Origin of the sequence: Streptomyces sp. NPDC004284 (genome assembly GCF_042874035.1) — a bacterium.
In the GTDB taxonomy this organism is placed as follows: domain Bacteria; phylum Actinomycetota; class Actinomycetes; order Streptomycetales; family Streptomycetaceae; genus Streptomyces.
The window spans coordinates 183538-197186 of the sequence record NZ_JBIAMJ010000012.1; the positions used below are offsets into that span (position 1 = coordinate 183538).

The window sequence follows — 13649 nt, forward strand, 5'->3', positions numbered from 1 at the left end:
TGCGTAACCGGAGAATGCCGTCCGTCATGCCCCTCCGCAGGATTCGAACCTTCGGCCAAGTGCTTAGAAGGGACTTGGTGGGTGGGGGAGTGGGGTGACCCTGATCTGCGTGAACGTGCTTGGGTGCCGGCCGCTCCCGAAAAACTTCGGGCGTCTTCGGGACGACTACCTGTCAGCGGTTGGCCCCGGTCACAAATGCCGTGTGTCCACGAGGTGAAGACGGTTCCCCGCTCCAGTTGGCACATCGACCAGTCCGTCCTCGTCGGCCTCGCCCCATGATGCCTCCGCCTCGATTGCCGTTGCCCTGCTGTACCTGTGAGTACTTCTACGGACCGACCGCCCGAAGCGAGTTGGTCACGGCGTTGCAGTGACCTGATCATCTGCCGGTGAGGTCCACGAGGACCGTTCCCGCGAGAGCCGCCGCTTGACGGCCGCGCCCTATGGACGGAGAAACGCACGAAGGGCTGCGCCGTGGCGCTGCGGCACGGCCCCGGCTAGGTCGCTATCAAGACGTCGCTCGACCAGCGAGCAGGTGCGACGCCCTGTGAACCCCACCGCTGCTCAGGTAAACGCGCTGGTGAGGACGGTAGGGGCGACGCTCGCAGCCAAATGTCAGTGCCGTGGTGTATCAGTTGACCAGATGCTCCGCAGGGCGTGACAGCGGAGTAGGTCCAAACAAACGCGGGCTGGAGGGGGCACCATGGCGAGCGAGTTCAGCGAGCCGAGCACTGAAGAGATCGATCTGACACCGTCTCCCCAACTCCTGGAGGCGCTCGGGGACATCCCTTTCAAGCCGTGGCAGTGCCTGGCGGAGCTGACTGACAACGCCTTCGACGACTTCCTGACCAATCCTGATCCGGATGGTGATGAGGTCCCCACGGTCTGGATCACGCTCCCCAAGCCGAGCGACGACGACCCGGTTGTGAGCGTCACGGACAACGGGCGGGGTATGAGCCGCGAGACGTTGGAGAAGGCGCTGAAGGCCGGCTACAGCGGGAAGCGACGGCACGGCACGCTGGGCCTCTTCGGTATGGGTTTCAACATTGCTACGGCTCGGTTGGGGTATCTGACTGAGGTCCGCACGACGCGATCCGGTGACCCTGACTGGCTCGTCGTTGAGATCGATCTCCGCAAGCTGTCGAACAATGACTCGTTCCTGGCGCCACTGCGGCGAGAGCCGAAGCCGGACAAGGAATTGCACGGTACCGAAATCACGGTAAGCCGGCTGCGAGACGAGATCGCCGAGGACCTGAAGCGCACCAACAGGCACCGGAACATCCGCGAGGATCTCGGTCGTGTCTATTCCTATCTTCTCCGGAGCCAGAACGCTGTACCTGGTCTGCCCGACGGCCCTCTGTCTGGCCGAGGCTTCCGGCTCAAGGTCAACGAAAAGAACGTGGCCGCCAGGCTTCCGTGTGTCTGGTCTGCTTCACGTTCGGTGATGCGCGACGGCCGGGAGATTCCCGCGATCAAGCCGATTGACATCCCCCTTCCCTTGGCTCTCGCCTGCATGGATTGTGGCCATTGGCAGAACCCCGACCTGATGATGGACTCCTGTACTCGGTGTGATGGCGAGGACCTCCAGCATCGTGAGCGCAGAATCCACGGCTGGATCGGAGTGCAGCGTTACCTCGATGAAAGCGACTTTGGACTCGATCTTCTCCGCAACGGCAGGAAGATTCGGGTTGGTGATCACACCCTCTTCGCATGGGAAAACCCCGACACGGGACAGCTGGTGTCGGAGTACCCCGTAGACCTCCCCGCCGGACAGGGCCGCATCGTCGGTGAGATTCACCTCGACCACGTCCCCGTCGGCTACCAGAAGATCGACTTCACGCGTGAGTCGCGTGAGTGGAGGCAGGCGGTGATTCGCATTCGAGGCGAGGAGCCCATGCGCCCGAAGAAGGCAAAGGAGCTCGGCTACAAGACCAACACGTCCCCTTTGGCTGATATCTTCCGGGGTTACCAGGAGAACCGCCCGGGTGCCAGGTGTCTTATCCCTGGCGATGGGACGAAGGCTATCCACGAGGCAGCCCGAGAGTGGGGCAAGAAGTTTCACAGGGGCACCCCGGAATACCTGACGGACGAGATGTGGCACCAGGCGGTCACGCACCACGATGAGGTGCGCGATGGGGGTGGAAACGGTGGTGAGGCTCCTGCTGACCCCACGCTGGCAGGCGGCACGCTGTCCGGTAGGACCGGTCTCACGCCCCTCGGAGGCAATGCTGGTGGGGGTCAGCCGCCGACTATGCCTGGATCGGGCGTAGCGGCCGACGAGGAGGAAGAGGAGGTAGAGACCGAGGAGCAGCGATTCGACCGCTATCGCCGAAGTGCCCGCAAGGTCTATGACCTCACGGGAGAGGTCAGCCACGCGCGCCTTGGCCGCCGGCAGGTGGCGGTGTACGAGACCTTGGAGAAGCTGAGGGATGACCGGGAACGAGTGATTCCGTCCGTGACCAGGATGGGTCGGGGCATCAGCTTGGAGGTTTTCGTCTACGGCGGACACCCGATCTTCCGCGAGTACGGGCGTGACCCCAGGGATTACGCGCTGATGGAGATCGCTCAGACTCTTCACGCGTTCGATCCGGACGACCAGCGATTCACTGCGGTCACCGCAGAGGTCACTCAGCTGTTCCCTGACCAGCGTGTCACCGATGCGGCTTTGCGGGAGCGTGCTGACTCTCTCCTCGATACGGTCCGTCAGCTCATGGCGCCGGTGGTCATCAAGGACGCTGAGGGCCTCTGGAACGCATTGCCGCAGCCGTGCCGGCTGCAGGCCGAGCGGGACGCTGGGCGGGCGAATCCTTCACTGGACTGGTCGAGCGCCGTCAAGGACGGAAAGTTCACTCCTCATCTAGACGCGAGTGGAATTGCCTTCCTGATCGAGTACGCGCCACAGAGCTTCTTGGACGGGGTTGTCTTTCAGACGACGTGGGCGACGTGGTCTGACAGCGAGACGAAGAGGCGTCAGGTGGCTCAGGCTGTACGCCCCCTTGAGATCTTGAATGCGTTCATGGAGGAGAAGGGGGCAAGGACTCGCCTCGAACTATCCTTCCTTCGCCTGGCCTTGGACATGCTTGACGAAAGCATCGCCCGGAGGGATACGCCATGACCGCCTCCTTCGTCGATCCGGCATTTCTGCGTGAGGGAGGCCCTTTCTCGTTCACCAAGCAGCTGGAACGGCTGGCCCTCCACCTTGGCTTCACGGACGTCACCAACATCGACGGTTCCCACGACCAGGGAGGTGACATTCTTGGCCAGCGGGCAGGTAAGCGCTGGGTATTCCAAGCTAAATGGAAGGCTGGCGGCACCGTACCGCCTTCCGCGATCGATGAAGTGCTCCGCGCCAAGGCGTACTACGGCGCGGACTACGCAGTCGTAGTCACAAACAGCCGCTTTGGCCGCAAGACGCACGAACGCCGTGAGGCCCTCGCCGCCGCTGGCATTCGTGTTGAGTTGTGGTCTGGGCAGGAGTTGCTGGACTTGTACGCCGACAGTCAGTTCGCGTCCGATCGACTGCCGCAACGCTCCCTCCGCCCCTACCAGGAGGAAGCGTTCGCCTCGGTGGTCGGTGACCTGGACAGCACTGGACGGGCTTTGCTGATTCTGGCCACCGGTTTGGGTAAGACGGTGGTCGGAGGAGAGATCATCTGCCGCCATCTGCAGAGCCGTCCTGAGGACAAGGTCTTGGTTGTCGCACCGACGAAGGACCTGGCCGAGCAACTCGAGCGCGCACTATGGCATCACCTGCCCAAGGGCGTTCGGACGCAGCTGCTCACGGGAGAGAGCCGGCCTGACGACTTGCGTGGTGTGACCTGCGCGACCATCGCGAGTGCCTTGACGTACGCTCAGAGCGGCTACCGTCCTGGTCTGGTCATGGTCGACGAGGCACATCATGTGTCCGAAGATGGCCAGCTGACGAAGTTGCTGGAAGTCCTCTCCGCCAGTGATCAGTTCGGTGTAACCGCCACCCCGTGGCGGGGCGACAAGTTCGACATCAGGGAGCGTTTCGGGGTACCCAGTTACAGCCTTGGCATTGAGGATGGCATGCGACTCGGGTACCTCTCTGAGGTGCGCTATCGACTGTTCGCAGACAACATCGACTGGGACTTCGTCCGCCACGCGAGCGAGAACGGTTACACCATCAAGGACCTCAACGCCCGCCTCTTCCTCCCGGAACGGGATGAAGCCGTTCGCGACCAGCTTCTGACAGCTTGGGCGGGAACGAAGGAACCGCGTGCGGTGGTCTTCTGCCGCACCATTGAGCATGCGGAGCGAATGGCCTCGTTGCTTGGGGAGGTTCCCCAGTGGCGCGAAGCGCTGGCTGTTCATGCCGGCCTCGACCGGCGAGAGCGCCAGTCTCGGCTCATGCGGTTCCGTAGCGGGCAGACACCTATCCTCACCGCAGTCGACATCCTCAACGAAGGCGTCGACATCCCCGACGTCAACATCCTCTGTTTTGCCCGGGTCACTCACAGCCGCCGCATCTTCGTCCAGCAGCTCGGACGTGGCCTCAGGCTCCGAGCTGGCAAGACTCATGTCGAGGTCTTGGACTTCGTGAGCGACATCAGGCGTGTCGCAGCCATCCTCAACATCCGTGAACGCATTGCCACGGACGAGATGGAGACACTGAGGTTGGAACGCCGTGGCACGAGCTTTGAGTTCAGCGATCAACGTGCCGAGTCACTCATGAGGGAGTGGATCGAGGACGCGGCCAGCTTGGAGACCGAACTGGACGAAAGTCGGCTTCAGTTCCCGGACCCCACCGTGTTCGGAGGATGATGTTCGGATGAGTGACATGCCAGCTGACGTCCGTGATGAAGTCATCCGCGAGGTGTATCGCCGGATCGAGGAGATGGACTGGGACGGGATGACGTCCCGTCAGCGCACTAGTACCTACGATCAGTGGCTGGAGGATCCGGCCATCGGTGGGGTGCTTCGCCGGTATCGCACGCCTGACAGCGCACGGTATTGGCTGAAGGACACACCGGTGAAGGAGCTGCCGCACGCTCGTACCGGTGTTGGACCCTACGCCAAGTACGTGACAAGCCGAGACCCGAGCCCCTCCCAGATCGCGTTTCAAGCGTTTGGCGAGGGGTGGAGCGCCGAAGAGGGCACACTCAAGATCAAGCCAAACAAGTGCCTCGTTCGGAACGCGGAAGCGTCTGCCTTGATGATTTGGGGCGACCATAAGAAGTTGGGAGCGCTCGTGTGGGCCGGAATTGAGGCAACGGTCGATGGAAGCCCCCAGCCGCGAATCGTGGCTACCGTCCCGCGGGGAACGCGACTCAGTGAGGGTGAGAAGCAACGCCATAAGGATCTGGCGGGCGTTGCGGGGATTGCCCTCGTGCACATCAGCTGGCAGCGGGTGCGCCTCTGAAGGTGCGTCGCGGCCCCAGGGGCTGCCATGGTGAGACACTAGTCGCGTGATCAGAGAACCGGCTGAGACGAGGATCTCCGCAAGCGGTCGAATCGACATGCGTTGTGCCGGCAACGCGGTTCAGTCCCTGCTTGAGGGTGAGGGGTTGGGACGCCCCGCTACGCTGCGTTCTTTGAATCCGCGCGGCGCTCCTGAACGAGTTCGCTGATGCGCTCGCATGCTTTTGCCGGGTCGTCGTGCTCCCAAACCCGCACGACGACCCAGCCCGCCTGGGTCAGCGCGGCGTTCGTCTCAGAGTCGCGTTTCTTATTCCCAGCAATCTTCTCTGACCAGAAGGATGCATTCTTTCTGGCGGGGCGAAGGTGCTCGGGACAGCCGTGCCAGAAGCAGCCATCGACGAAGATCGCTACGCGTTCGCGTCGAAAGACCACATCCGCCCGACGGGATAGCTCAGGCAGCGGGCGCTCCCCAACCCGGTATCGTAGCCCGCGCTTGTGAAGCAGCGATCGCAGCAGAAGCTCAGGCTTCGTGTCCTGCCCGCGATTACCTTGCATGACCGCTCGGGTCGCGGCGGAACTCGCCCACGAGTTATCGGGGAGATCCTCTGCGAGATACCCGGCGGCGCGTGCCAAGCCCCAGGCGCTGACGAGGTTGGCGGCCCGAGTGTCGCAGTCCACCTCGCCTAGGTAGCGTTCCGGAGACTTACCTTGGTCGGACCACCGCAAGACCGCCCGAATGCGACGAGAGCGCCCTTGAAGCTTTAGGGCCACCGATGCTGTTGCGTATCGCCCGTCTTCCAACTGAACCTTGCGGCGATTGCGTCCCCCTGCCGCACGATCCTGCTCCGCAGAGGGAGAAACCCCTTTTCGTCGCTTCCAAGCTCGATCAGAGGGGCGATACTCCTTCCACTTGCCCTGCTTGCCGGGTTCTGAGGTCATTTCCCCTTCTCCGCAGCATCGAGAGCCTTGCCGACCGCCTTGGCGAATACCTCTCCAAGGAGGACGGGAACGGCGTTGCCGAGCTGTCGCATCTTCTCCCCTCGCGGTCCGCAGAGCGTCCAGTCGTCCCGGAAGGTCATGACTCGAGCGGTCTCGCGCACGGTCATGTAGCGATGTAGGTAGCGCCGCCCTCCGTGCTCACGCTCGTCGGGTACGGACTGATCGAGCAGCATCACTGACTCACCCCCGGGCACGCCGTGAACGCCCGCCTTTACCGTCTTGGCAGGACGATCCAGCATGTTCGGCGTGTGACCGGCGTAGATACGAGCCCCTGGCCATCCGACATGATCGGGTACCCCGCCCTGGGCCGTTTTCTTGTCCAGCTCGTCGAGCGGCACCTTAGGAAGGGGGCCCTCGCCAGGCTGGATGCCCTTGATGGCATCCCTCAAGGTCCTCCAGGGTTGCTTTTCAGGGTCTCCGGTGGCCGGCAAAGGCAGCCGTGAGGAGAAGGAGGCCATGGCGCGCTTCTTGACGTCCTCGGTGACCTCCGGGTGGCGATCCCAGTAGCTGCCGTCGAGCATCGACTGCTGTAGGGCCTCCTCGGAATGCGTTGCTTGGACCGATCGCTTGAAGGCATTGCGGTCGACGCCAAGGTCTGCGCGAAAGGCGACGATGATGACCCGATGGCGAATCTGCGGCACTCCGTAGTCTGCGGCGTTCACTTCAGTCATGATCACGTCGTAGCGCTGTTCTGCCGGTACATCATCAGAGTCGATGAGGGAACGCAGCAGTGCATCATGCTCCTGCCAGGTCGTTCCTTCCTTTCGCTCCACGAAGGGCAGCTCAAGCTCGCGCAGGATGTACTGGAAGTAGGGCTCGAAGGAGGGGCGAAGAAGTCCGCGCACGTTCTCGCATAGAACTGCCTTCGGCTTGATCTCACGGACTGCGCGAAACATCTCCGGGAACATGTTCCGTTTGTCCTCGTCTCCCTTCGCGATGCCGCCTAGGCTGAACGGCTGGCACGGCGGTCCGCCCGCAAGGAGGTCAACCTTCCCTTCGAGGTACTCCATCTCGAGCTTGCGCACGTCACCGGCTACGAGAGGAGTGGGGTCATCCTCGTTAGGGATCCTGGGACGCTCTCCCTCCGGGACGAGCTCGCCCTTGTTTTGCTCAAGCGTCTCGCACGCCCGCTTCGCGAACTCGTTCATAAGCAAGGGGCGGAAACCGGCCTGCCTGGCAGCCTGGACCAGGCCACCCCCGCCAGCGAACAGCTCAACGGATGTGCGCGCCATTCTCCACCTTCTCTGCAGATCAAGTACCAGAAAAGCGTACCGCGGAGTTAGCGATCTTGAGACGGTAACGTGAGATGCCTTGTGAGACGGTCCGGCCGTCTCGCTGGCCTTGCCAGTGGTCGTGGCCAAAACGAGACGGATCCGAGGCGCGATTCGCCAACCCGGCGCGCCTGCCCCAATCGTCAAGCCGGGCCTTGCCGTCAGAGTGGTTCAGTTTGGCGGGCGGGAGAGGGGGCTCTGACCTGCGTGTACGTGCAGTCTCTGCGCAGTGGCTCGGCTGCCCCCCGAGACATGGGCCCCAGGTCTTCCGCCGCAATACTTACGCCGAGGCGACGTTGAGGACCACCCGCAGCAGTCGGCGCTGGGTGGTTTTGTGCCCTGGTGGGACCTGCCCCTTCACCGCGTCACGGCCGTCCCTCGGCCGTGAAATGTCATCGTGCTCAGCTCGCGGCCGTAACTTCGATTGTGGAACGGAACCAGCCCACCAGCGCCGAGATCCCCTCCTTGATCGGCAGCGGGGCCACCACGGAAAACAGCGCTCGCAGACGCGCGCTGTCCGCCTGCGAGTGGTGGACGTCACCGGTCCGCAGGGCCTCGTAGACCCGGGCAACCTGCTGCCCCGTCGCCGTCTCGATCTCGCTGATCAGGTCCAACAGCGAGGTACGGCTTCCGAAGGCGAGGTTCACCGGGTGGGGGTCCACGACCCGACGGAGGAGGGCGTCGGTGAGGACGTCGCAGACCGTGCCCACGTAGGTGAAGTCGCGCGTCTGGGTGCCGTCGCCGTGGATGGTCACCGGTCGGCCGGCGAGGGTGGCGCTGATCCACTTCGGGATGACGGCGGCGTAGGCGTGGTCGGCGCGCTGGCCGGGGCCGTAGACGTTGAAGAAGCGGAAGGGGAGGACCGGCAGGTCGAAGCTGTGGTGGTAGGCGCTCAGGTACGCCTCCGTCGTGAGCTTGGTGACCGCGTACGGGCTCATCGGGGCGGATGCGAGGTCCTCGTGTTTCGGCAGGTGGGGGTTGGCGCCGTAGACGGAGGACGAGGAGGCGGCGATCACGTGCGGGCCGCCGGCGCGGCGGGCGGCTTCGAGGACCTGGAGGGTGCCGGTCGCGTTGGCGTGGTGGCTGGCAAGGGGGTCCCGCAGGGAGCGCGGTACGGAGGGGAGCGCGGCCAGGTGGACGACGGCGTCGGCGCCGCGGAACGCCCGGTCGAGGAGGGCGGCGTCCTGGACGTCGCCCTCGAAGAACTCCACGTCGAGGCTGGCGAGGTTCGCCTTGTCCCCGGTGGAGAGGTTGTCGACGACCCGGAGTCGGGAGATCTGGGGCTGTTCGGTCAGGGCGCGGACGAGGTTGCTGCCGATGAATCCGGCGCCGCCGGTGATCACGATCTTCACGATGGTTCCCTTCGGAGAGATCAGAGAGAGTCGACGTGGGCGCCGGTGAGCCGGCGGCGGCAGTCGAGGATGTACGGGGAGTGCGCGCTGATCAGGGGGTAGTCGAAGGCGTCGTGGTCCGCGAGAAGGACTACGGCGTCGGTCGTCGCGAGCAGGTCGGAGGTCACCTCGACCCGCTGGAGGCCCTCCAGACCGGCGGCGCGGGGGTGGGCGTCGTCCAGGACGTGGGGGTCGGCGGCCTGGACCCCGGCGCCCATACCGGTGAGGAGTTCGGCGATGCGGGCCGCCGGCGTCTCGCGGGCGTCCCCGGTGTTGGCCTTGTACGCCAGGCCGAGCAGCAGGATCCGGGAGCCCTTGAGCGGCTTCCCGCGCTCGTTGAGACCCGCGACGAGACGCCGCACCACGTAGTCGGGCATGTGGTTGTTGACGTCGTTCGCCAGCTCGACGAAGCGGAAGTTCTGCCCCAGGGTTCGTTCGACCCGCCACGACAGGTACGAGGGGTCGACTGGCAGGCAGTGGCCTCCGACCCCGGGGCCTGGGGTGAAGCGCATGAACCCGAACGGCTTGGTGGACGCAGCGTCGATGGCCGCCCAGACGTCGATGCCCAGGTCGTGGGCGAAGATCGCCAGCTCGTTGGCGAGGGCGATGTTCACGTGCCGGAAGGTGTTCTCGAGGAGCTTGGTCAGCTCCGCCTCCTTGCAACTGGCCACGGGCACGACCGTGTCCACGAGGGAGGCGTAGAAGTCGCGGACCGACTCCAAGGAGGACGGGGTGATGCCCGAGACGACCTTGGGCGTGTTCTCCAGCCTCCAGGTGGGATTCCCGGGGTCGATGCGCTCCGGGCTGTACCCGAGGTGGAAGTCCCGGCCGGCGGTCAGACCGGAGCCTCGCTCCAGGAGCGGGCGGAACACCTCCTCGGTCGTCCCGGGGTACGTGGTCGACTCCAGGACGACGGTCGCCCCACGGGTGAGGTGACGGCTGAGCGTCCGTGCCGCATCCTCGACGTGCGACAGGTCCGGCGCGCCGTCGTGCAGTGGCGTCGGGACGGTGACGACCGCCACGTCGAACCCGGCGCAGTCGGCAGGGTCGACGGTCGGCCGGTAGACGCCGGCGGCGAGGAGCGGTGCCAGCCGCTTGTCCGAGACGTCCTCGACGTACGACTCGCCGAGCACGAGCCGCTTGATCCGGCCGGCGTCAACGTCGAGGCCGACGACGCTGTGCCCCATCTCGGCGGCTCGCACCGCGAGCGGGAGCCCGACGTACCCCTGCCCGACGATGACGACGCGGAGTCGACGGGGCTCGTGGTTCCTGGTCATGCGGTCCACCTCGCTGTGGTTCGGGATCGGGACTGGGGTGGTGGGGGCGTACTCGCAGTGCGAGATCCGGCATGGGCGGTGGCCGTAAGATGGGGAGCGCCTCGGCCGTCCGGGACTCGCTTGGCCGCCTGTCCCGGACGGCCGAGTGCTTTTCGGGCGCGATAGGAAGGGGCGGGAAAACCCACCGGCTGGCCCCATCCCCGGTTCGATACGATGACGGTGGCTTGCAGTCCCGTTCCGTCACCATGAGTGACGCCGACGTGCGATCGGAGTGATCGCGTCGGCTGCGGCCTCCCGACCTGGGCCCGCCGTGGCAGCGCCACCGGCGCCGTACGTACGAAATGGAGCATCCAAGGATGGCTCGACACCTGGTAACCAGCGCGCTTCCCTACATCAACGGGATCAAGCACCTGGGCAACATGGTCGGGTCGATGCTTCCGGCGGACGTGTACTCCAGGTACCTCCGCCAGCGTGGCCACGACGTCCTCTACATCTGCGCCACCGACGAGCACGGCACGCCGGCCGAGCTGGCAGCCAAGGAGGCCGGGCTGACGGTTGCCGAGTTCTGCGCGCAGGCCCACGACGCGCAGAAGGCCGTGTACGACGGCTTCGAGCTCGCCTTCGACTACTTCGGGCGCAGCTCCTCGCAGCAGAACGTCGAGATCACCCAGCACTTCGCGCGGAAGCTGAACGAGAACGGCTTCATCGAGGAGCGGGCAATCCGGCAGGTGTACTCGCCGGTCGACGGCCGCTTCCTGCCGGACCGGTACGTCGAGGGCACCTGCCCGCACTGCGGTTACGACAAGGCCCGCGGCGACCAGTGCGAGAACTGCACCCGCGTGCTCGACCCGACCGACCTGATCAACCCGCGCTCGGCGATCAGCGGCTCCACGGACCTGGAGGTCCGTGAGACCAAGCACCTCTTCCTGCTGCAGTCCAAGCTCCAGCACGAGGTCGAGGAGTGGATCGCCACCGTCAGCGCGGAGTGGCCGCACCTGTCCACGTCCATCGCCCGCAAGTGGCTGACCGAGGGCCTGAACGACCGCGCCATCACCCGCGACCTCGACTGGGGTGTCCCGGTGCCGGCCGACACCTGGCCGGAGCTCGCGGCCGAGGGCAAGGTCTTCTACGTCTGGTTCGACGCCCCGATCGAGTACATCGGCGCGACGAAGGAGTGGGCGGACGCCGCCTCCGACGGTGAGACCCGCGACTGGAAGTCGTGGTGGTACGAGGCCGACGACACCGTCCGGTACACGCAGTTCATGGCCAAGGACAACGTCCCCTTCCACACGGTGATGTTCCCGGCCACCGAGCTCGGTGTGCGCGAGCCCTGGAAGAAGGTCGACGTCGTCAAGGGCTTCAACTGGCTGACGTTCTACGGCGGCAAGTTCTCCACCTCGCAGAAGCGCGGCGTCTTCACCGACGCGGCCCTGGAGATCCTGCCCGGCGACTACTGGCGGTACTTCCTGATCGCCAACGCCCCCGAGTCGGACGACTCCTCCTTCACGTGGGAGCACTTCACCGCCACGGTGAACAAGGACCTGGCGGACACCCTCGGCAACTTCGTCAACCGCGTGCTGTCGTTCTCCCGCAAGCGTTTCGGTGACGACGTCCCGGCCGGTCACGCCGCCGGCGAGGCGGAGGCCAAGCTGGGCGAGGAGATCGCACGGCTGCTCGGCGAGTACGAGGAGCAGATGGAGGCCCTTCAGTTCCGCAAGGCCGCTGCTGCCCTCCGTGCGCTGTGGTCCGCGGGTAACTCCTACCTGGAGGAGAAGGCCCCCTGGCTGGAGATCAAGACCGACGCCGACGGCGCCGCGCTGACGCTCCGTACCGCGATGAACCTGATCCACCTGTACGCGGTCGTCTCCGAGCCGTTCATCCCGACGTCGGCCGCCGCCATGCGCGGGGCCTTCGCCCTGGAGAACGACACCGCGACCTGGGTGACCGTCGACCAGGCCAAGTCCCTGGACACCGTCCCGGCAGGCACCGCGTTCACGGTCCCGCCGGTGCTCTTCGCGAAGATCACGGAGGAGGACCTGGAGTCCTACCGTGAGCGCTTCGGCGGCGCCCCGGAGGCCTGACGGGCATCCCCGCACCCGTACCGTCCCGACTCTCATCGGGCGGTACGGGAGTGGAGGAGGGCGGGCAGGTCTGCGGGCGAGACGTTCATGAGCCGCACGCGTGGAGCCGGGCCGCCGATCTCCAGGCACGTGACCCCTGCGGACCCGGGGACGTGCTGAAGGTACCGGTCGAAGCCGTTCCCGGTGAGCCACAGCAACAGGCAGGCGATGCCCCCACCGTGCCCGACAAGGACGGTGGTTTGCCGTGCCCCGGAGCAGACCTCGTCCCAGAGGTCCACGTAGCGGGCCTGGACGTCCTCCGACGACTCGCCGCCCGGCGTGCGGAGCCGGTGGATCGGCACACCGTGGCGAGCGGCCTCGGTGGCGGCGAGTTCCCTGGGCCGGCCTCCGAGGTGACCGCTGTCCTTGGCGGCCAGACGCTCGTCGACGCGGACGTCTGCCGGGGCGAGCGCGGCGGTGAGGAGCTCGGCCGACTCCCGGCAACGGGACATCGGACTGACGAGCAGCTGATCCACGGTGACCCCGGCCGTCGCGAGGCAGGCACCGACCCACCGTATGTCAGCGCGCCCGCGCTCGCTGAGCCGCCCGCCGACGGCGCGGCCCTGGTGGATGCCCTGGAGGTTCTCCTCCGTCTCACCGTGCTTGACCAGGTAGATGCGTTGGATGTTCATGGCGTCGTGTCCCCTCACTCCGGTCAGTCCCAGTGGCGGACGTCGACGCGTGCGGAGACGGCGGCGGCGACCTCGTCGTGCTCGGCCTGGCTCATGGCGGGGAAGCGGTCGTGGTGCCACTCGACGTAGAGGACGGAGACGAGGTCGATCGTCCCGTCAGCGAGCAGCTTCCTGAGCACGGGGTACTCGGCGCCCTCGATGTCCATCTTCACGACGATGTGGTCACCTGGCGTGGCGGTCCGGCGGAGCCAGGCGCTGAAGTCCACCGCCGGTACGGCGACGGGGGAGCTGTAGTCGATCTGCTGGTCGTACATGGGCGGCACCCGCTTGCCGGGCATCACGGTGGAACTCTCGTGGTGGCCGAGGAAGAGGTCGATCGTGCCGTCCTCGGTCCACACCGCACTGGGGGAGACCTCGACCAGGCCGGCGTGCTGGGCCTGCTCCACGTTCGCCGTGATGGAGGGGAGCAGGGTCGGGTTGGGCTCGAAGGCGTAGAAGTCGTGGTCCGGGAGCTCGTGTATGAAGCGCCTCAGCACGATTCCAAGGTTGGCGCCGCAGTCGACGAAGATCTTGCGCATGT

General features: G+C 65.5%; 10 protein-coding genes. 4 read left to right on the top strand and 6 right to left on the bottom strand.

The genetic code is table 11. From position 1 onward, the window contains the following. Positions 1 to 700: 700 nt before the first annotated feature. From ACFYUS_RS27655 to ACFYUS_RS27665, 3 genes are read left to right on the top strand one after another with little or no spacing between them, the layout of a single operon-like run. Positions 701 to 3112 carry an ATP-binding protein gene (locus ACFYUS_RS27655; RefSeq protein WP_388857576.1) on the top strand — a complete coding sequence of 804 codons (2412 nt, stop codon included), beginning with the start codon at positions 701 to 703 and terminating at the stop codon, positions 3110 to 3112. After that, on the top strand, positions 3109 to 4782 hold the full coding sequence (locus ACFYUS_RS27660; protein ID WP_388857579.1) for a DEAD/DEAH box helicase family protein: 1674 nt from the start codon (positions 3109 to 3111) through the stop codon (positions 4780 to 4782). Before ACFYUS_RS27655 ends, ACFYUS_RS27660 begins: the two co-directional genes overlap by 4 nt. A 7-nt stretch (positions 4783 to 4789) precedes the next feature. Continuing rightward, positions 4790 to 5380, top strand: a complete 591-nt coding sequence (locus ACFYUS_RS27665; RefSeq protein ID WP_388857582.1) for a hypothetical protein — start codon at positions 4790 to 4792, stop codon at positions 5378 to 5380. A 158-nt stretch (positions 5381 to 5538) separates the two neighbouring features. On the opposite strand, the gene ACFYUS_RS27670 is transcribed toward ACFYUS_RS27665, so the two are convergent. The 4 genes from ACFYUS_RS27670 to ACFYUS_RS27685 form a co-directional block, all read right to left on the bottom strand. Beyond that, a complete protein-coding gene (locus tag ACFYUS_RS27670) occupies positions 5539 to 6057 on the bottom strand; it encodes a very short patch repair endonuclease (RefSeq protein WP_388857585.1) in 519 nt (172 codons plus the stop codon). Positions 6058 to 6314: 257 nt separating this feature from the next. Then, positions 6315 to 7610, bottom strand: coding sequence for a DNA cytosine methyltransferase (locus ACFYUS_RS27675; protein WP_388857588.1), 1296 nt, complete (start codon positions 7608 to 7610; stop codon positions 6315 to 6317). Between the two features lie 440 nt (positions 7611 to 8050). Next, entirely contained in the window at positions 8051 to 9001 is a 951-nt protein-coding gene (locus tag ACFYUS_RS27680; RefSeq protein ID WP_388857591.1) for an NAD-dependent epimerase/dehydratase family protein, read from the bottom strand. Positions 9002 to 9021: 20 nt separating this feature from the next. After that, positions 9022 to 10317: a nucleotide sugar dehydrogenase gene (locus ACFYUS_RS27685; RefSeq protein WP_388857594.1), complete on the bottom strand. Its 1296-nt coding sequence runs from the start codon at positions 10315 to 10317 to the stop codon at positions 9022 to 9024. Positions 10318 to 10673: 356 nt separating this feature from the next. Between ACFYUS_RS27685 and metG the strand changes: the two genes are divergently transcribed. Continuing rightward, positions 10674 to 12398 carry a methionine--tRNA ligase gene (metG, locus tag ACFYUS_RS27690; protein WP_388857598.1) on the top strand — a complete coding sequence of 575 codons (1725 nt, stop codon included), beginning with the start codon at positions 10674 to 10676 and terminating at the stop codon, positions 12396 to 12398. A 32-nt stretch (positions 12399 to 12430) separates the two neighbouring features. Here metG and ACFYUS_RS27695 read toward each other — a convergent pair whose 3' ends face one another. Continuing rightward, positions 12431 to 13069 (bottom strand): histidine phosphatase family protein, encoded by a 639-nt coding sequence (locus tag ACFYUS_RS27695; protein WP_388857601.1) that lies wholly within the window; start codon positions 13067 to 13069, stop codon positions 12431 to 12433. Positions 13070 to 13092: 23 nt separating this feature from the next. Beyond that, complete coding sequence (locus ACFYUS_RS27700; protein WP_388857604.1) at positions 13093 to 13647, bottom strand: FkbM family methyltransferase; 555 nt, start codon at positions 13645 to 13647, stop codon at positions 13093 to 13095. Positions 13648 to 13649: the final 2 nt, after the last annotated feature.

What these genes read in the sequence shown, in the direction of transcription:
- ACFYUS_RS27665 (WP_388857582.1), top strand. Translation starts at nt 4,790, where the DNA reads ATGAGTGACATGCCAGCTGACGTCCGTGATGAAGTCATCCGCGAGGTG.
- ACFYUS_RS27700 (WP_388857604.1), bottom strand. Translation starts at nt 13,647, where the DNA reads ATGCGCAAGATCTTCGTCGACTGCGGCGCCAACCTTGGAATCGTGCTG.
- ACFYUS_RS27685 (WP_388857594.1), bottom strand. Translation starts at nt 10,317, where the DNA reads ATGACCAGGAACCACGAGCCCCGTCGACTCCGCGTCGTCATCGTCGGG.
- metG (WP_388857598.1), top strand. Translation starts at nt 10,674, where the DNA reads ATGGCTCGACACCTGGTAACCAGCGCGCTTCCCTACATCAACGGGATC.
- ACFYUS_RS27660 (WP_388857579.1), top strand. Translation starts at nt 3,109, where the DNA reads ATGACCGCCTCCTTCGTCGATCCGGCATTTCTGCGTGAGGGAGGCCCT.
- ACFYUS_RS27695 (WP_388857601.1), bottom strand. Translation starts at nt 13,069, where the DNA reads ATGAACATCCAACGCATCTACCTGGTCAAGCACGGTGAGACGGAGGAG.
- ACFYUS_RS27655 (WP_388857576.1), top strand. Translation starts at nt 701, where the DNA reads ATGGCGAGCGAGTTCAGCGAGCCGAGCACTGAAGAGATCGATCTGACA.
- ACFYUS_RS27675 (WP_388857588.1), bottom strand. Translation starts at nt 7,610, where the DNA reads ATGGCGCGCACATCCGTTGAGCTGTTCGCTGGCGGGGGTGGCCTGGTC.